This is a genomic window from Stenotrophomonas sp. A3_2 (assembly GCF_036624925.1).
GTDB classification, from domain to species: domain Bacteria; phylum Pseudomonadota; class Gammaproteobacteria; order Xanthomonadales; family Xanthomonadaceae; genus Stenotrophomonas; species Stenotrophomonas hibiscicola.
Genome location: NZ_JAZKVY010000163.1, coordinates 22594 through 40434, shown reverse-complemented (window position 1 = coordinate 40434; position 17841 = coordinate 22594). Strand labels below are relative to the sequence as shown.

19 protein-coding genes and 1 pseudogene are annotated in these 17841 nt (G+C 67.4%); 9 read left to right on the top strand and 11 right to left on the bottom strand.

Annotated elements, in window-relative coordinates; translation table 11 throughout:
* Window positions 1–117 (top strand): annotated as a pseudogene (locus R5H29_RS05065) (sulfite exporter TauE/SafE family protein); the annotation flags it as partial.
* A 121-nt stretch (window positions 118–238) separates the two neighbouring features.
* Here R5H29_RS05065 and R5H29_RS05060 read toward each other — a convergent pair.
* The 10 genes from R5H29_RS05060 to R5H29_RS05015 all read right to left on the bottom strand — a co-directional run bounded on the left by R5H29_RS05060 (window position 239) and on the right by R5H29_RS05015 (window position 8805).
* Window positions 239–955, bottom strand: coding sequence for a haloacid dehalogenase-like hydrolase (locus R5H29_RS05060; RefSeq protein WP_019661506.1), 717 nt, complete (start codon window positions 953–955; stop codon window positions 239–241).
* Window positions 952–1746 carry an indole-3-glycerol phosphate synthase TrpC gene (trpC, locus tag R5H29_RS05055; RefSeq protein WP_019661507.1) on the bottom strand — a complete coding sequence of 265 codons (795 nt, stop codon included), beginning with the start codon at window positions 1744–1746 and terminating at the stop codon, window positions 952–954. The genes R5H29_RS05060 and trpC overlap by 4 nt, the downstream gene beginning before the upstream one ends.
* A 75-nt stretch (window positions 1747–1821) precedes the next feature.
* A complete protein-coding gene (gene trpD / locus R5H29_RS05050) occupies window positions 1822–2853 on the bottom strand; it encodes an anthranilate phosphoribosyltransferase (protein WP_111113252.1) in 1032 nt (343 codons plus the stop codon).
* A gap of 16 nt (window positions 2854–2869) precedes the next feature.
* Window positions 2870–3457 (bottom strand): aminodeoxychorismate/anthranilate synthase component II, encoded by a 588-nt coding sequence (locus tag R5H29_RS05045; RefSeq protein WP_019661509.1) that lies wholly within the window; start codon window positions 3455–3457, stop codon window positions 2870–2872.
* Window positions 3458–3459: 2 nt separating this feature from the next.
* Entirely contained in the window at window positions 3460–4239 is a 780-nt protein-coding gene (locus tag R5H29_RS05040) for an SIMPL domain-containing protein (RefSeq protein ID WP_021202668.1), read from the bottom strand.
* A 67-nt stretch (window positions 4240–4306) separates the two neighbouring features.
* Window positions 4307–5782 carry an anthranilate synthase component I gene (gene trpE, locus R5H29_RS05035; protein WP_332328864.1) on the bottom strand — a complete coding sequence of 492 codons (1476 nt, stop codon included), beginning with the start codon at window positions 5780–5782 and terminating at the stop codon, window positions 4307–4309.
* A 309-nt stretch (window positions 5783–6091) separates the two neighbouring features.
* On the bottom strand, window positions 6092–7021 hold the full coding sequence (gene yegS, locus R5H29_RS05030; RefSeq protein ID WP_164144958.1) for a lipid kinase YegS: 930 nt from the start codon (window positions 7019–7021) through the stop codon (window positions 6092–6094).
* A gap of 224 nt (window positions 7022–7245) precedes the next feature.
* The gene (locus R5H29_RS05025) at window positions 7246–7728 is read right to left on the bottom strand and encodes a GNAT family N-acetyltransferase (RefSeq protein WP_026347198.1); all 483 of its coding nucleotides are present in this window, start codon (window positions 7726–7728) and stop codon (window positions 7246–7248) included.
* Between the two features lie 12 nt (window positions 7729–7740).
* Window positions 7741–8418: a ribulose-phosphate 3-epimerase gene (rpe, locus tag R5H29_RS05020; RefSeq protein ID WP_006474082.1), complete on the bottom strand. Its 678-nt coding sequence runs from the start codon at window positions 8416–8418 to the stop codon at window positions 7741–7743.
* A 57-nt stretch (window positions 8419–8475) separates the two neighbouring features.
* Complete coding sequence (locus tag R5H29_RS05015; protein WP_008265098.1) at window positions 8476–8805, bottom strand: DnaJ family molecular chaperone; 330 nt, start codon at window positions 8803–8805, stop codon at window positions 8476–8478.
* Window positions 8806–8946: 141 nt separating this feature from the next.
* On the opposite strand from R5H29_RS05015, the gene R5H29_RS05010 reads away from it, so the two are divergent.
* From R5H29_RS05010 to R5H29_RS04975, 8 genes are all read left to right on the top strand, one after another.
* Window positions 8947–9873: a phosphoribosylaminoimidazolesuccinocarboxamide synthase gene (locus R5H29_RS05010; protein WP_332328863.1), complete on the top strand. Its 927-nt coding sequence runs from the start codon at window positions 8947–8949 to the stop codon at window positions 9871–9873.
* A gap of 136 nt (window positions 9874–10009) precedes the next feature.
* Complete coding sequence (locus tag R5H29_RS05005) at window positions 10010–10495, top strand: DUF962 domain-containing protein (protein WP_164144959.1); 486 nt, start codon at window positions 10010–10012, stop codon at window positions 10493–10495.
* 332 nt (window positions 10496–10827) lie between these two features.
* Window positions 10828–13656 carry a monovalent cation/H+ antiporter subunit A gene (locus tag R5H29_RS05000; RefSeq protein WP_332328862.1) on the top strand — a complete coding sequence of 943 codons (2829 nt, stop codon included), beginning with the start codon at window positions 10828–10830 and terminating at the stop codon, window positions 13654–13656.
* Window positions 13656–14048 carry a Na+/H+ antiporter subunit C gene (locus R5H29_RS04995; protein ID WP_005419863.1) on the top strand — a complete coding sequence of 131 codons (393 nt, stop codon included), beginning with the start codon at window positions 13656–13658 and terminating at the stop codon, window positions 14046–14048. Before R5H29_RS05000 ends, R5H29_RS04995 begins: the two co-directional genes overlap by 1 nt.
* On the top strand, window positions 14045–15580 hold the full coding sequence (locus R5H29_RS04990; RefSeq protein WP_332328861.1) for a monovalent cation/H+ antiporter subunit D: 1536 nt from the start codon (window positions 14045–14047) through the stop codon (window positions 15578–15580). Before R5H29_RS04995 ends, R5H29_RS04990 begins: the two co-directional genes overlap by 4 nt.
* On the top strand, window positions 15577–16083 hold the full coding sequence (locus R5H29_RS04985) for a Na+/H+ antiporter subunit E (RefSeq protein WP_021202662.1): 507 nt from the start codon (window positions 15577–15579) through the stop codon (window positions 16081–16083). The genes R5H29_RS04990 and R5H29_RS04985 overlap by 4 nt, the downstream gene beginning before the upstream one ends.
* On the top strand, window positions 16080–16364 hold the full coding sequence (locus tag R5H29_RS04980) for a K+/H+ antiporter subunit F (protein ID WP_005411334.1): 285 nt from the start codon (window positions 16080–16082) through the stop codon (window positions 16362–16364). The genes R5H29_RS04985 and R5H29_RS04980 overlap by 4 nt, the downstream gene beginning before the upstream one ends.
* Window positions 16361–16750, top strand: a complete 390-nt coding sequence (locus R5H29_RS04975; RefSeq protein WP_019661520.1) for a Na+/H+ antiporter subunit G — start codon at window positions 16361–16363, stop codon at window positions 16748–16750. Before R5H29_RS04980 ends, R5H29_RS04975 begins: the two co-directional genes overlap by 4 nt.
* 83 nt (window positions 16751–16833) lie before the next feature.
* Here R5H29_RS04975 and R5H29_RS04970 read toward each other — a convergent pair whose 3' ends face one another.
* Window positions 16834–17799, bottom strand: coding sequence for a sodium:calcium antiporter (locus tag R5H29_RS04970; protein ID WP_155030230.1), 966 nt, complete (start codon window positions 17797–17799; stop codon window positions 16834–16836).
* Between the last annotated feature and the right edge of the window lie 42 nt (window positions 17800–17841).

Genomic DNA, 17841 nt, shown 5'->3' with positions numbered 1-17841 from the left:
GCGGCTCTCCGGGTCAAGGGGGTCCCGGAGCGCTGGGTGCTGGGGGCGGTGGGCGTGCTGGTGCTGGGCATCAGCCTTTTCCAGATCGGCCACGGGTTTTACGGGCATCTGGGCCGCTTAGCGCTTGCCGGGCTTGGCCCGGCGCTACCCGCGCGTTTTCCGGTCGCGCCAGGCCATGCCCGGCGGATCATTCACCGTGAGATGGGGTCAGAGCCCCTTCGGGGATCTGACCCTTGGATCAGGCCTTGTCGCCACCACGGTCCACGCAGCCCCAGTTGAGGATGCGGGTGCCGGCGGGCAGCACGCGGCGGAAGAACGCCACCCGGCCCGGCTTCGGGTTCACCACCACCGGTGCCTTGGCCGCCAGCAGCAGCGGCAGGTCGGCGGTGCTGTCGGAGTAGGCGATATCAATATCGCCGTAGCCGCGCTCGCGCAGCATGCGCATTTTCTCTTCGTTGTGGCAGTGACGGGTTGGACCGACGCCGCCCAGCCGTGGGCCGACCTCGGTACCGATCACCGGCACATCCTGATGGGCCACGAAGGCCAGGATCGCGCGTGCAAGCTCCGGCGGCGCACCTGTGGCAACCACCACGCGGTCGCCCTTGGCCCGGTGCGCGGCGAACACCTCCAGCGCCTGCGGCAGCAGCTTGGCGCGCATCTGCGCCTCGTTGCGCAGCACATAGGCGTCGATCACCTTGTTGAAATCGCGCGCACGGTGCAGGCCGAAACTGCCGATCCACACGTAGACCGAAATGCCGGCACGACGGGTCGGCAGCAGCGCCACCATCGGCCCGGCGATCGGCGTGACCAGCAGCGCCGCCAGCATGCGCAACGGGTTGCGCTTGATCAGCGAGGCGAACAGATGGGTGCCCGAATCGCCGTCGTAGAGGGTGTGGTCGAAGTCGAAGACCACCAGCGGCGCATCCTCGCGCGGCGTCGGATAGTGCGTTTTCATGCCGCGAAGAATAGCTGACGCAGGCCCTCGCCCGGCTCTTCCACGCGCATGAAGGCCTCGCCCACCAGGAACGCGTGGATGCCGGCATCACGCATCAGCGCCACGTCCTGCGGCCCCAGGATGCCACTCTCGGTGACCAGCAGGCGGTCGCGCGGCACGGCCTGCTGCATGTCCAGCGTGGTCTGCAGCGACACCTCGAAGGTGCGCAGGTTGCGGTTGTTGATGCCGATCATCGGTGCCGGCACCTGCAGCGCACGCTCCAGTTCGTCGATGTCGTGCACTTCCACCAGCACGTCCATGCCCAGCGACAGCGCCAGTTCGGACAAGGTGGCCAGCTGGGTGTCGTCCAGCGCGGCCACGATCAGCAGGATGCAGTCGGCGCCCAGCACGCGCGCTTCGTACACCTGGTAGGCGTCGATCACGAAGTCCTTGCGCAGCACCGGCAGCGTGCAGGCCTCGCGGGCCTGCTGCAGGTAGGCGTCGGCACCCTGGAAGAAGTCCACGTCGGTCAGCACCGACAGGCAGCTGGCACCGCCGAATTCGTAGCTGACGGCGATGTCGGCCGGGCGGAAGTCCGGGCGGATCACACCCTTGGACGGGCTGGCCTTCTTCACCTCGGCGATCACCGCCGGGTCGCCATTGGCCACCGCCGCCTGCAGCGCGCGCACGAAGCCGCGTACCGGCGGGGCGCTGGCCGCGGCGGCCTGAAGCTCCTCGAGCGGGCGCTGGGCGCGGCGCTGGGCCACTTCTTCGGCCTTGCGGGCCAGGATCGTCTGCAGGATGTCGCTCATCGTCTTCGGGTCGGTGCGGGGGCGGTGAGGACGGCCATTATCGGGCCATCGACGGGGTCAGGCTGAACCGCGCGCTCAGGCAACCAGCGCGCGGGTGGTTTCCACATACTGCTGCAGGCGCTGGCGGGCGCTGCCATTGGCGATGGCGGCACGGGCACGGGCCAGGCCATCGCCGATATCGCTGGCCACGCCGGCAACGTACAGGGCGGCACCGGCATTGAGCGCCACGATGTCCAGCGCCGGGCCCGGCTCGTTGTCCAGCACCGCGCGCAGCATCTGGATGGACTGTTCCGGGCCGTCCACGCGCAGGTTGCGGCTGGCCGACATGGCGATGCCGAAGTCTTCCGGGTGGATCTCGTACTCGCGGACCTTGCCGTCGCGCAGCTCGCCCACCAGGGTGCCCGCCCCCAGCGAGATCTCGTCCATGTTGTCGCGGCCCCAGACCACCATCGCGCGCTCGGTGCCCAGTTCGCGCAGCACGCGGGCCTGGATGCCCACCAGATCGGGATGGAACACGCCCATCAGCACAGACGGCGCGCTGGCCGGATTGGTCAGCGGGCCGAGGATGTTGAAGATGGTGCGCACGCCCATCTCGCGGCGTACCGGCGCGACCACCTTCATCGACGGATGATGGATCGGCGCAAACATGAAGCCGATGCCGGTCCGCTCGATGGCCGCGGCCACCTGATCCGGCTGCAGTTCGATCACCGCGCCCAGCGCTTCCAGCGCATCGGCACTGCCGGACTTGGACGACACGCTGCGATTGCCATGCTTGGCCACGCGCGCGCCGGCGGCGGCCGCGACGAACATCGAGCAGGTGGAGATGTTGAAGGTGTGCGAGCCATCGCCACCGGTACCGACGATATCAACCAGGTTGGAGGTATCGGCCACCGGCACTGGCCGGGCGAATTCACGCATCACGGTGGCCGCCGCGGCGATTTCGTCCACGGTCTCCTTCTTCACGCGCAGGCCGGTGAGGATCGCGGCGGTCATCATCGGAGACACATCGCCGCGCATGATCTGCCGCATCAGGTCGACCATTTCGTCGAAGAAGATTTCGCGGTGCTCGATGGTGCGATGCAGGGCTTCCTGGGGGGAGAAGCTCATGGGTATGCTCCTTGGATCAGGCCGCCGGGCGCTGGAGGAAATTGCGCAGCAGCGCGTGGCCGTGTTCGGTGAGGATGGATTCGGGGTGGAACTGCACGCCTTCCACCGGGAACTGGCGGTGGCGCAGGCCCATGATCTCTTCGATCGAGCCGTCCTCGTTCTCGGTCCAGGCGGTCACTTCCAGGCAGTCGGGCAGACTGTTCTTGTCCACCACCAGCGAGTGGTAGCGGGTGGCCTGGTAGCGGTCCGGCAGGCCGGCGAACACGCCCTTGCCTTCATGGCGGATCGGCGAGGTCTTGCCGTGCATGATGTTGCCGGCGCGGATGACGGTGCCGCCGTAGACCTGGCCGATGCCCTGGTGGCCCAGGCACACGCCGAGGATCGGCGTGGTCGGGCCCAGGCGTTCGATCAGCTCCAGCGAAACGCCCGCTTCGTTGGGGGTGCACGGGCCGGGCGAAATGACGATGCGCTCGGGCTTCTGCGCGGCGATCTCGTCCACGCTCATCACATCGTTGCGCACCACCTTCACTTCGGCGCCCAGCGTCTGCAGGTACTGCACGAGGTTGTAGGTGAAGCTGTCGTAGTTGTCGATCATCCACAACATGGTCAGGTTCCGTCGCTTATCAGGAAAATGGCGTACACGTTTTCGGTGTAGGTGATGGGGCCGGCTTCAATGGATTCGGGCTCAGCGGGCGCGGGCGCGGAGGCGGGCGCGTAGCTGCCGGTCACCGAGATCCTGTCGAGGTCCCCGCCGTCCTCGCCCTGCTGGGGCCATTGCCCGGCCCGGATGCCGTAGGCGAAGTCCGGCGCCACATCGGAGATGCTGTACAGGCCACGCACTCTTGTTCCATAGGCCTTGGCCAGGCCCTGCGCGGACTCGCGGGTCTGGGCCGCTGCCTCGCCCTTGAGTTCGCGGCGCAGCGCCACTTCGCCCGAATAGGTCGGCGCCAGGCTGCTCACCTGTACGTTCTCGTTGGCCTTCAACGCCCCCAGCACATCCTGCATCGCCTTCACGCTGGCGAAGCTGGCACGCAGCTGGCGCGATACACGGGTACCGATGAAGACCTGCCGGTTCTGCTCATAGCGCGTGGCCGGGCCGATCCGCAGGTTGTCCGCACGCACGCTGCCGTCCACCGCCTTGTGCTGCTTGAACAGTGCCAGCACGCGGGCAACGTTGTCCTGCACGCGGCGGCGCGCGGCGTCGGCGTCCATGTCGGTCTCTTCGATGTTCAACTGCAGGCCGAACCGGTCCGGCATCACCGTGCGGCTGCCCTGCCCCTTCACCAGCAGGTGCGGCTGCGAGGGAATCGTGTTGGCCTGCGCCCACGCAGACGGGGCCATCGTGGCCAGCAGTGACGACCACAGCAATGCGCTCAGCAGCTTCATGCGGTACTCCTTGTCTTGAATGGGAACAGCGGAAGGTGCCGCGGCGCAGGCCACGGCACGGGGAGGATCACAGGCCCTTGGCGGCCTGGGCGACGGCGCGGAACAGCGCGCGGCCCTTGTTCATCGTCTCATCCCATTCCTTGTCCGGGTCCGAGTCGTAGACGATGCCGGCGCCGGCCTGCACGTACAGGCGGCCGTCCTTGATCACCGCGGTGCGGATCGCGATCGCGGTATCGGCATCGCCGTGCCAGCCGATGTAGCCGATGCTGCCGGCGTAGACATTGCGCTTGATCGGTTCCAGCTCGCGGATCACTTCCAGCGCGCGGATCTTCGGCGCGCCGCTGACCGTGCCAGCCGGGAAGGTGGCACGCAGCACGTCGGCATAGCTCAGGCCCGGCTGCAGCTGCCCGGTCACTTCGCTGACGATGTGCATCACGTGGCTGTAGCGTTCGATCACGAACTGCTCGCCCACCTCCACGGTACCTGCCTTCGAGACGCGGCCGGCATCGTTGCGGCCCAGGTCGATCAGCATCAGGTGCTCGGCGCGTTCCTTCGGATCGGCCAGCAGCTCGGCTTCCAGCGCCAGGTCCAGCTCGGGCGTGGCGCCACGCGGGCGGGTGCCGGCGATCGGGCGCACGGTGACTTCGCCGTCCTGAAGGCGTACCAGGATTTCCGGCGATGAACCGACCACCTGCAGGTCGCCGACATCCAGGAAGTACATGTACGGCGACGGGTTCAGCGCACGCAGCGCGCGGTACACATCCACCGGGCGCGCCTTGAACGGCACGCTCAGGCGCTGGCTGAGCACCACCTGGAAGATGTCACCGGCGCGGATGTATTCCTTGCTGCGCTGGACCGCATCGACGAAGCCTTCGCGGGTGAAGCCGGAGACGAAGTCGGACTCGTCCAGCACGTCGCTGTTGAGCGGTGCGGGATAACCGGCGCCGGGCGCGCGCAGCTTGGCAGTCAGCACATCCAGGCGTGCCTGGGCCTGCTCGAAGGCGCCCTCGACCCGTGGGTCGGCGTGCACGATCAGGTACAGCCGGCCCTTGAGATTGTCGAACACCGCCAGCTCGTTGGAATCCAGCAGCAGGATGTCCGGCGTGCCCAGCTCATCGCGGCCGGCCGGCGGGGCCAGGCGCGGCTCGATGTAGCCGATGCACTCGAAACCGAACCAGCCGACCAGGCCACCGGTGAAGCCCGGCAGGCCTTCCAGCTTCGGCACCGAGTGGGCGCTGCGCAGCGCCTCGACTTCGGCGAACGGGTCGGCCACTTCGCGGGTGTCCGCCACCTGGCCGTCTTCGCGCACAGTCAGCGTGTGGCCATGGAAGGCGTACACGCGACGCGCCGGCAGGCCGATGATCGAGTAACGACCAAAGCGCTCGCCGCCTTCGACGGATTCAAACAGGTAGGTATTGGGGCCGTCGGCGAGCTTCAGATAGACCGAAAGCGGCGTGTCCAGGTCGGACAGCACTTCACGGACGACGGGAATGTGGGTGTGGCCTTCAGCGGCCTGCTGCTGAAACTGAGCGTGCGAGTTCAAGACGACTTTCCTTCCGGGACACAGCGTTATGGGGGCGGACGACGGCAACGGGCCACCATCGCCACCAACGGCGTGCGGAAGAAAGGGTATGCGGGGTCGTCAGGCTGGACACCCCCTGACTGTATCGCAGCCGGGGCGGGAGGGGAACCCTGGGAAACTGAACCACGGGAAAGCACAGGGCTCATGGCGGGGACCGGTGGGGGACCGGCGCGGGAACCGGTGGAGTCGACTGTTAGTCGACTGCTCTTCGTCCCGACGGTAAAACCGGCGCTACACGCGTAAGTCGACTAACAGTCGACTCTACCCCGCCTACCCCGCCAGCAACGGGCAACCGACCGGCAGGTGCATGCGCACCCTGCCCGGCACGCACTCGATGCGGAACTGGCGGGCCTGGACTGGTTCGCCGTCCAGGTTGAGGGTCAACGGGCGCTCGGACTCCACCTGCAGCCACGGCAGCCGCGCACGCGTGGCCAGCTGTTCCAGCGCCGCCTGGGTGCCCGACTTCAGCATCTGGCCGAGCGTGGCGGTGACCTCACCCTCCAGTTCCGGAAGCACGGTGACATCCAGCAGCCCATCGTCGATCATGGCCTGCGGGCACAACTGCTGGCCACCGCCGGCCTGCCGGCCATTGCCGATGCCCAGGGCGATGAAGTCGCCTTCCCACGCGAAATCCGGGCCGGACAGCCGCGCGGTGATCGGCTCGATGCGGCCCAGCTTGGCGATGCCGGTGATCACATAGGCCAGCCCGCCCAGCATCTTCTTCAGGCCGGCATCGGTCTCCACCGTCACCTGCGTGCCGAAGCCACCGCTGGCGAGATTGGCGCACCACCATTGCGTGCCATCGGCGTCCACGCGCAACAGGTCAATGGCGTGCGGCGTCGCCTGCCCGATCAAGGCGAAGGCCTCCTTCGGCTCAGTGGGAATGCCGGCAGCAGTCGCGAAATCGTTGGCGGTCCCCATCGGAATCAGCGCCAGCGAGGGCAGCGCATCTGCCGGCTCCTCACGATGTGCCAGTGTCTCGGCCACCGCACTGAGCGTGCCATCGCCACCGGCGGCCACGATCACGTCCACGCCATGATCGATCGCCTCGGCCACGTAGCGTTCGGCGTCACCGTCTTCCCAGGTCACCCGCACTTCCAGCTGCACGCCCTGTCCGCGCCAATGGCCGACGGCGTCGCGCAACTCATCGTTGCCGGCGGATTTGCCGTTGAGGATCAGGCGCCAGCGCGGGGTGGTCATGCAGAGCTTCCAGGGATGCGGTGGCACAGGCTAGCAATGCGCTGTTTGCCCGCGGTGAATGTCACGCAGATGTCATTCAGCTGCTGGAGAATGGGAGTCCATAGCAGGGACGACGGATGGAGGCAGGATCAGCCTCCCGCGCATGCAGCGAGGCCACGCCAGTGATTGGCGTGGCCTTTTTTTTGCCGGCCGTAGATCCACGCCATGCGTGGATGCATTTCACGTCAACCGTTGGCGAAATCGTGCAGCGCCTGGCCCTGCAGCCGGTACACGGTCCACTCGTCCTGCGGCTTTGCGCCGGCGGCGGTGTAGAACTCGATGGCCGGGGTGTTCCAGTCCAGCACCGACCATTCGAAACGACCGCAGCCTTCGGCCACGGCCTGGCGGGCGATGTACTTCAGCAGTGCCTTGCCGGCGCCGCCGCCGCGCTTCTCCGGGCTGATGTAGAGGTCTTCCAGGTAGATGCCCTTGCGGCCCAGCCAGGTGGAGTAGTTGTAGAAATACACCGCATAGCCGATGGCCTCACCGTCGGCTTCGCAGATCAACGCGCGGGCAGTCGCATCGGCACCGAACAGGCTTTCGGCAATACCGATCTCATCGGTCTGCACCGAATGCTCGGCCTTCTCGTAGATGGCCAGTTCGCGGATGAAGCGCAGGATCAGGCCAGCGTCGGCCACGGTGGCCGGGCGGATGTTCAACACGGCCACCGTACCCATGGCTCAGCCCCTTGCCGCAGCAACGTTCGCGCGCATCTGCGCGATCACGTCCTGGTAGCTGGTCCTGGCGTTGAAGATGGCCGAACCGGCAACGAAGGTGTCAGCGCCGGCGGCGGCGATCTCACCGATGTTGTCGGCTTTCACGCCACCGTCGATCTCCAGGCGGATGTCCTTGCCGCTGGCATCGATCATCTTGCGCACCACGCGCAGCTTGTCCAGCGCCGAGGGGATGAAGGCCTGGCCGCCGAAGCCCGGGTTGACCGACATCAGCAGCACCAGGTCCAGGTCATCCAGCACCCAGTCGAGGATGTCCACCGGGGTGGCCGGATTGAGCACGATGCCCGGCTTGCAGCCCAGCGAGCGGATCAGCTGGATGGTGCGGTGCACGTGGCGGCTCGCCTCCGGATGGAAGCTGATGTAGGTGGCACCGGCCTCGGCGAAGTCCGGGATGATGCGGTCCACCGGCTCGACCATCAGGTGCACGTCGATCGGCGCGGTCACGCCGTGCTTGCGCAGCGCCTGGCAGACCATCGGGCCGATGGTCAGGTTCGGCACGTAGTGGTTGTCCATCACGTCGAAGTGGACCCAGTCCGCGCCGGCGGCGAGGACGTTGTCGACTTCCTCGCCGAGACGGGCGAAGTTGGCAGAGAGAATGGACGGGGCGATGAGGCAGTTGGACATGGCCGGGGCCTTCGGAACGGGGAAAGGATTCTCCCGCCCGCAGGCGGGACTGTCGGATCAGCGCTTGCGCAGGGTCTTGATGCGGTCGTAGGCGGCGTTGATGCGCCGCGACTTCTGCTCGGCCTGCTGCTGCAGCTCGGGGGCGGCGCCGCCAAGCTTGTCGGGGTGGTACTGCGAGATCAGCTTTCGGTAGGCGCGCTCGATCTCGGCATCGGTGGCCTCGGAGGTCAGCCCCAGCTCCCGGTACGGGTTCTCCTTGTTCAGGCGGAACCAGTCCGAATCAAAGGCATGGCCGATCAACAGGCCGACTACCGCGCCGAACAGCGGATTGGGCCGGAACAGCAGGGCCCCGGCGATGAAACCGAGCAGTTTTCCGTACCAGCGCATGGCGCCCCAGGGTCGACCGGCGAAATGGATGCTCATTTTACGTCACAGCGGGCCCGGACCGCTTTACACTAGGCCGCCCGCTGGTCAGCGGGCCCGCCGGGTCCGCTGGGCAGCCGTATCGACAACGCCCCAGGAGTGCCCGTGCCAACCACGCTGTTGCAATCCGATCTCCCCGGCCTGCCCTTGCGCCATCGCGGCAAGGTGCGTGATGTGTTCGATATCCCGCGCGAGCGGCTGCCTGCAGGGACGCCGCCGGGCGACTACCTGCTGATGGTGGCCACCGATCGCCTGTCGGCGTTCGACGTGGTCCTGCCCGACCCGATCCCGGGCAAGGGCGAGATGCTCTGCCTGGTCTCCAACTTCTGGTTCGCCAAGACCGCGCACCTGATGCCCAACCACCTGACCGGCATCGACGTGGCCAGCGTGCTGCCCGAAGGCGTGGACCCGGCCCTGTATGCCAAGCGCGCGGTGGTCACCCGCAAGCTGAAGCCGGTGCCGGTGGAAGCGATCGCCCGCGGCTACCTGATCGGCAGCGGCTGGAAGGATTACCAGCGCACCGGCAAGGTCAGCGGCATCGATCTGCCCGACGGCCTGCGCCAGGCCGAGCAGCTGCCCGAGCCGATCTTCACCCCCTCGACCAAGGCCGCCGTCGGCGACCACGACGAGAACATCGATTTCGACGCGATGGTGAAGCAGGTCGGTGCGGACCTGGCCGAGCGCGTGCGCGACGCCACCCTGCGCATCTACAAGTTCGCCGCCGATTACGCCCGCGAACGCGGCATCCTCCTCGCCGACACCAAGTTCGAGTTCGGTACCGACGCCGATGGCCGCCTGTACATCATGGACGAGATGCTGACGCCGGATTCCTCGCGTTACTGGCCGGCCGACGAGTACGAAGTGGGTACCAGCCCGCCGAGCTACGACAAGCAGTTCGTGCGCGATTACCTGGAGACGCTGGACTGGGGCAAGACCGCCCCGGGCCCGACCATCCCGGCCGAGATCATCGAGCGCACCCGCGCCAAGTACGCCGAGGCACTGCAGCGCCTGGCCGGGATCAGCGTCGACTGATCCGCCTGCGCCCCCGGCCGGACAGGCGGGGGCACTCTGAAGGGGTAGTGCCGGCCGCTGGCCGGCTACCTCGGCGAATCCGCAGCCAGGCATGGCCTGGCTCTACTGTCGGCCCTGGCGGGAGTATGCTGGCCGCATGCAGACATCCACCGAGCTTGCGCGGCCGATCGACCGCTATTTCGCCAGCTACTCCGACGACCATCGCAATGTGATCAACCAGCGCATCCACGTGGTGGCGGTTCCGGCGATCCTGTGGTCGGTGGTGGCCCTGCTGTGGTGCCTGCCGCCGCTGATCACCTGGTTCCAGTACGGCATCTGGTCGGCGTTCGCGATGTTCAGCGCCTGGTGCTTCTACAACAAGCTGTCGCGCCCGCTGGGCATCGGCATGCTCATCCAGTTCTTCGTGTTCGGCTGCCTGTGCCGCCTGCTGGAGGCCGAGATCGGCCTGCATGCGCTGCGCTGGCTGGCGGTGGGCGTGTTCGTGGTGGCCTGGGTCGCGCAGTTCATCGGCCACACGTTCGAGGGTCGCAAGCCCAGCTTCCTGACCGACCTGACCTACCTGCTGATCGGCCCGGCCTGGGTGATGGCCAAGTTCTATCGCAAGCTCGACTGGCGCTACTGATCGCGGGCGGCCGACAGCGGCCGTCGTTTCCTGAACGGGCGAATTCCATCACCCACACTCCACGGTGGCCCTGCCAGCCTGCGCCGGTGACTCGCTCCCCGCTTCCCGTCCGTTGACGGCAGCCCCTGTGCGACAGGGCCTGCGGTCTCCCTGCGTGGGCGTAGGGTGTCCCCCGAGAGCAACCCGGGAGGGACCGCAGGAACGTGATGTTGCGCCGCAGAAAAAATGAATCAGCGAACGTTACATGCAATTGATCGCTGTTCGATGGGTTTCAGCGACATTTCGCAGCCTGTTATCCTCCCTGACCTGCTCGTGAATCATGGATTCCCTGCATGCTCCCCAGCCTGCCCCTGCTGCTGGCCCTGCCGTTCCTGATGGCAGCGGCTGTTGCGGCCTTCCCCCGTAGTTCGCGCTCGACTGCTGCCTGGCTGGCGGCGCTGGCGCCGTTGGGCGGGCTGGCCATCCTCGGCTGGCTCACGCCGTCCGTGCTCGATGGCCAGGTGGTTCGCACCCTGGTGCCCTGGCTGCCACAGATCGGCCTGGACTTCACCCTGCGCCTGGACGGGCTGGCCTGGATGTTCGCCGGGCTGGTGCTCGGCATCGGCGCCCTGGTGGTGCTGTATGCGCGCTACTACCTGAGCCAGCAGGACAACGCGCACCGCTTCTACTGCTACCTGCTGCTGTTCATGGGCGCCATGCTGGGGATGGTGCTGTCGGGCAACCTGCTGTTGCTGATGATCTTCTGGGAGATGACCAGCATCAGCTCGTTCCTGCTGATCGGCTTCTGGTCGCACCGCCAGGACGCCCGCGAAGGCGCACGCATGGCGCTGGTGATCACCGGTGGCGGTGGCCTGGCCCTGCTCGGTGGCGTGCTGCTGATCGGCCGCATCGTCGGCAGCTTCGACCTGGACGTGGTGCTGGCCGCTGGCGAGCAGATCCGCGCCAGCGCGCTGTACCCCTACGCCCTGTTCCTGGTACTGGCCGGCATCTTCACCAAGAGCGCGCAGTTCCCGTTCCACTTCTGGCTGCCGCACGCGATGGCGGCGCCGACCCCGGTCTCGGCGTACCTGCACTCGGCCACCATGGTAAAGGCCGGCGTGTTCCTGCTGGCGCGGCTGCATCCGGCACTGGCCGGCAGCGACCTGTTCTTCTACACGGTCAGCGGCATCGGCGCACTGACCCTGCTGATCGGCGCCTGGAATGCGATCTTCCAGCACGATCTGAAGGGCCTGCTGGCGTACTCGACCATTTCCCATCTGGGCCTGATCACCCTGCTGTTCGGCCTGTCCACGCCGATGGCGGTGGTGGCCGGTGTGTTCCACATCCTCAACCACGCCACCTTCAAGGCCTCGCTGTTCATGGCCGCCGGCATCATCGACCATGAGACCGGCACCCGCGACATGCGCAAGCTGGGCGGCCTGCGCAGGCTGATGCCGTTCACCAGCGCGCTGGCGATCATTGCCTCGCTGGCGATGGCCGGCATCCCGCTGCTCAACGGCTTCCTGTCCAAGGAAATGCTGTTTGCCGAGGCGATCACGGCCGGCGGCCCGGGGATCATGCGCACGGCGGTGTCGATCGCCGCGCTGCTGGCCGGCGTGTTCGGCGTGGCCTACAGCCTGCGCTTCGTGCACGACACCTTCTTTGGCCCCGGCCCGCACGACCTGGACCGCGTGCCGCATGAGCCGCCGCGCTGGATGAAGGTACCGGTGGAACTGCTGGTGGTGATCTGCGTGGCAGTAGGCATCGCCCCGGCACTGACCGTGGCGCCGGTGCTGCATGCCGCTGCGGCGTCGATCCTCGGCAGTGCCATGCCCGAGTACAGCCTGGCGGTATGGCACGGCTTCAACCTGCCGCTGGCGATGAGCGCCATCGGCGTGGTCGGCGGTGTGGCGCTGTACTTCGGCCTGCGCAAGATGATCAACCTGCATGCCGTGACCAATGTCAGCACTGGCCGCAATGTGTTCCATGCACAGCTGGACGCCGTGTCCGCACTGGCCATGCGCCTGACCAACGGCATCGCCAATGGCAGCCTGCAGCGCATGCTGCTGGGCCTGGTGCTGGTGGCGATCATGGTCGCCGCCGCGCCGTTCGTGGCCAATCCGGCCTCGCCGAACTGGACCGCGCCGCAGCCGGTTCCCCTGCTGGGCTGGGCGCTGTGGCTGGTGATGATGGCCTGTGCGGGCGCCACCCTGCGCATCTACAAGCAGCGCCTGCTGGCGGTGCTGCTGGTCGGCGGCGTCGGCCTGATGGTGGCGCTGACCTTCGTGTTCCTGTCCGCACCCGACCTGGCCCTGACCCAGCTGCTGGTGGAGATGGTCACCCTGGTGCTGATGCTGCTGGGCATGAACTACCTGCCGGCGCAGTCCGGGCCGGAACGTCCGCGCTGGCGCAAGCGCCGCGATGCGGTGATCGCGATCATCGCCGGCGCCGGCCTGGGTGCGCTGGCCTATTCGGCGATGACCCTGCCGCCGAACACCATGGCCGGCGAACTGCTCGCCCGTGCCCTGCCCGAGGCCTATGGCCAGAACGTGGTCAACGTGATCCTGGTCGACTTCCGCGGCTTCGATACCTTCGGCGAGATCACCGTGTTCGGCATCGCCGCGCTGGTGGTGCATGCCCTGCTGCGGCGCACGCGGATGGCACCGGAGCAGATCATGCCCGGCCCTCCGATCAAGCTGCCGGTACCAGCCGACCTGGCCCAGATCATGTTCCCGCTGACCCTGACCGTATCGATCTTCCTGTTCCTGCGCGGCCACAACGCGCCGGGTGGTGGCTTCATCGCCGGCCTGGTGCTGGCGGTGCCGCTGCTGATTCAGTACGTGATCCAGGGCACCGCATCGGTGGAATCGCGCTTCGGCTTCGATTACATCCGCTGCATCGGCATGGGCCTGCTGATCGCCCTGCTCAGCGGCAGTGCCTCGATGCTTTTCGGCGTGCCGTTCCTCACCAGCGGCCACCTCGATCTGCACCTGCCGCTGATCGGCGACGTGCCGCTGGCCAGTGCGATCGGTTTCGACATCGGCGTCTACCTGGTGGTGTTCGGCGGCGCCATGCTGATGCTGTCGATGATGGGCACGATCAAGCCCTCGCGTACCCGCACCGCCCGCAAGGGCGAGATCGACCTGCAACGCCGTTCGGCCCGCACCGGGGAGATGCACTGATGGAACTGGCCCTTGCGACCGCGATCGGCGTGCTGACCGCCATCGGCATCTACCTGCTGCTGCGCGCGCGCAGCTTCGATGTGATTCTCGGCATGACCTTCCTGTCCTACGCCACCAACCTGCTGATCTTCGCCGGTGGCCGCGTGGTGCTGGGCAAGGCGCCGGTGCTGCAGGAGGGCGTGGACAGCCACCTCGGCAACTACACCGATCCGCTGCCACAGGCGCTGGTGCTGACCGCGATCGTGATCGCCTTCGCGATGACCGCAGTGAGCATCGTGCTGGCCATGCGCAGCCGCAGCGACAACCACAGCGACCATGTGGACGCCCACGAGCCCGACGATGACCTGCAGGATGAGCGCGTGCCGCCGCGCCAGGGCGAGGACCGCGCATGAACCACCTGGTGATCCTGCCGATCCTGATTCCCCTGCTGGGCGCTGCGCTGTCGCTGTTCGTCGAACATCGCCGCTACGGCCCCAGGGTGCAGCGCGGCGTCGCGTGGACCGCGCTGTCGGCGCTGGCGCTGGCGGTGGGCCTGCTGTTCGCGTCGACCGCGGGCGGTGACATCAATGTCTACCTGCTGGGCGACTGGCCGTCGCGGCTGGGCATCGCGCTGGTGGCCGACCGGCTGTCGGCGTGGATGCTGCTGACCACCCTGCTGCTGGCCATTCCCTGCCTGCTGCACGCCTGCTCGGGTTGGGACCGCCGCGCACCGCACTTCCATGCGCTGTTCCAGTTCCAGCTGGTCGGCCTCAACGGTGCATTCCTGACCGGCGACATCTTCAACCTGTTCGTGTTCTTCGAGGTGATGCTGATCGCCTCCTACGGCCTGCTGCTCAGTGGTGGCCGCGGCCTGCGCATGCGCATCGGCCTGCACTACGTGGTGTTCAACGTCACCGCCTCGACCCTGTTCCTGATCGCGCTGGGCCTGCTGTACGCCACGCTGGGTTCGCTGAACATGGCCGAGCTGTCGCAGCGCATCGCCGAAGTACCGCCGGCGCAGCTGACCCTGGTGAAGGCGACGATGGGCCTGTTGCTGCTGGTGTTCTGCGCCAAGGCCGCGCTGATGCCGCTGTACCTGTGGCTGCCGGAAGCCTATTCGCGTGCGCCAGCAGCGGTGGCTGCGCTGTTCGCGATCATGACCAAGGTCGGCCTGTACTCGGTGCTGCGCATCCAGATGCTGTGGTTCGGCGATGACGCAGGCGCGATGGCCGGCTATGGCCGCGACTGGCTGCTGTGGGCCGGCGTGGCGACGCTGGTGCTCGGTGGCCTGGGTGCACTGGCCGCGACCCGCCTGCGCGTCCTGATCTCGTACCTGGTGATCGTGTCGGCGGCCACGCTGTTCATCGCCTTCTCGGTGGGCACGCCGCAGGTACTCTCGGCGGGCCTGTACTACCTGCCGCACAGCAGCTTCGTCGCCGCCGCGCTGTTCCTGATCGCCGACCTGATCCGCCGTCGTCGCGGCGGTGCCAGCGACCGCAAGGAAGTGGTGGCACCGATGCCGGGCAAGGAAACCCCAGCGGTGCTGTTCCTGATCGGGGCAGTGTCGGTGGCCGGCCTGCCGCCACTGTCCGGCTTCCTGGCCAAGGCCGCGCTGCTGGCCGGCATGCCGGCGCAGTACACCGGGCCGGTCTGGACCGCCGTGCTGGTCAGCAGCCTGCTGGTGATCATGGGCCTGACCCGCGGCGGCATCCGCCTGTTCTGGCGCGTGCCACCGGTCGATCCAGAAGCACCGAAGCCGCGCAAGGCTCCCCTGCGCCGGGTAGAGCTCTACGCCGCCTGCCTGCTGCTGGCCTACGGCATCGGCATGACCCTGGCCGCTGCACCGTTGATGCGCTACACCGACGCCACCGCCGCACAGCTGCGGCATCCCAGCGAGTACGTGCAGCAGCTGCGCGCGACCACGCCGGAGATCCGCCAGCCATGACTGCCCAGCACTCCCTGTTCCGTCGCCTGATTCCCTCGCCGATGCTCAGCATCATGGTGGTGGCGTTCTGGCTGCTGATGTCCGACAGCTTCACCCTCGGCCAGATCGTGCTGGGGCTGGTGCTGGGCGTGGTGGTGCCGCTGTTCGCCGCGCGCCTGGACCGCGAGTTCGCGCGCATCGGCACCCTGCGGCCGCTGCCCAGACTGGTGTGCGTGACCCTGTGGGACATCCTGATGTCCAACATCCGCGTCGCCCTGCAGGTGCTGGGCCCGGAGAAGAACATCCACCCGGGCTTCATCTGGCTGCCGCTGGACATCGCCAACATCCACGGCATCGCCGCGCTGACCAGCATGATCACCCTGACCCCGGGCACGGTCTCGGCCGCGCTCAGCGACGACCGCAAGTTCCTGCTGGTGCATGTGCTGCACCTGGAGGATCCACAGGACCTGATCGATACGATCAAGCGCCGTTACGAGGCGCCGTTGATGGAGATCTTCCCATGACCGGTTTTGAAGTCATCCAGACCACCCTGGTGGTGTGCATGCACGTGGTCGGCCTGGCCATGCTGCTGGCCACCTGGCGCCTGCTGCGCGGGCCGACCGTGCCCGACCGCATCCTCGCACTGGACACCCTGTCGGTGACCGCGATCGCCGAGCTGATGCTGTTCGGCATGTACCTCAATTCACCGATCTACTTCGAGGCGGCGTTGATCATCGCCATGCTCGGCTTCGGCAGCACCGTGGTGCTGAGCAAGTTCGTGCTGCGCCGGGACATCGTCGAATGATCACTGCCATCCAGATCGGCCTGTCGATCCTGCTGCTGTTCGGCTGCTTCTTCATCCTGGTGGGCGCACTGGGCCTGGTGAAGCTGTCGACCTTCTTCAAGCGCCTGCACGCGCCGACCAAGGCCAGCACGCTGGGCGTGGGCTGCGTGCTGGTGTGCTCGGTCTGCTACCACATCTTCCTCGGCCAGGACCCGCAGCCGCGCGAGCTGCTGATCACCGTGTTCCTGTTCATCACCGCACCGATCAGCGCGCACATGATGGCCAAGGCCGCGCTGTCGCTGCTGATGGAGACCCGCCCCACCCTGCCGGGCAACGAACGTGCCGCCGAGGAGCAGCTGCCACCGCCGGAACCGGTGCGGGAAGAAGAAATCACGCAGAACCGGTAGAACCGGCCGCTGGCCGGCAATGTGACGCCCGGTAGGTGCCGACCGCTGGTCGGCACGAACAGCAGCCGAGCATGGGCTCGGCTCTACAGCGCCGGTGCGCCGACCAGCAGCAGTTCCAGCACGAACCAGCCGACAAACGCGACCAGCAGGATCACACCTTCGCCGCGGCTGATCTTCAGGTCGCCACGCAGCATCGGGTACAGCACCAGCGCGAACGCCAGCAGCGCCGGCAGTTCCAGGCGCACGAACGAGGCCGGCAGCGCCAGCGGCTGCAGCACGGCCATCGCACCGATCACCAGGAGCAGGTTGACCACGCTGGAACCCAGCACGTGGCCCAGCACCATGTCGCCATGCCCGCGACGCGCGGCGGCGATGGCGGTGGCCACCTCCGGCAGTGCGGTACCGATCGCCACCGGCAGCAGGCCGACCAGCAGCGGCGTCCAACCCAGGGCGACGCCAAAGTCGGCGGCGGCGCCCACCACCAGGCGCGCGCCCCAGTACAGCGCCAACGCGGCAATCAGCACGCGCAGCACGTTCAACGGCAGGCTGGTGCGGCTCAGTGCGGACTCGGCGATGGCCACCTGCACCTCCGCGCTCTCGCTGCGACCACGGCGCAGCAGCAGCACCTGCACCACGATGAAGCCGGCCAGCAGTATGCCGCCCTCCCAACGTGCCAGGCCGCCATCAAGCCCGAACAGGATCAGCAGCACACCTGCCGCCAGCAGCGACCACCACAGCACCGTCTGCAGGCGCGCGCGCAGCAGCAGGGGCGCAGCCATGGCCGCCACGGCCAGGGTCAGGCCCAGGTTGGTGATGCTGCTGCCGACCGCATTGCCCAGCGCCAGTTCTGGCTGGCCCACCGCCAGCGCGCGCGCGTTGACTGCCAGCTCCGGCAACGAGGTGGCCACCCCGAGCAGCAGCAGCCCGGCAGTGAATGGGCTGGCCCCGAAACGCTGGGCCAGGCCGGACACGGCCTTGACGATGGAGTCCCCGCCCAGCGCCAGCAGCAGCAGGCCGAGCAGGAACCAGGCAATGGCAATGGCGATCATCGAGCACTCCCCCAGCAATGGTGGCGCGATTCTACGCGTGGC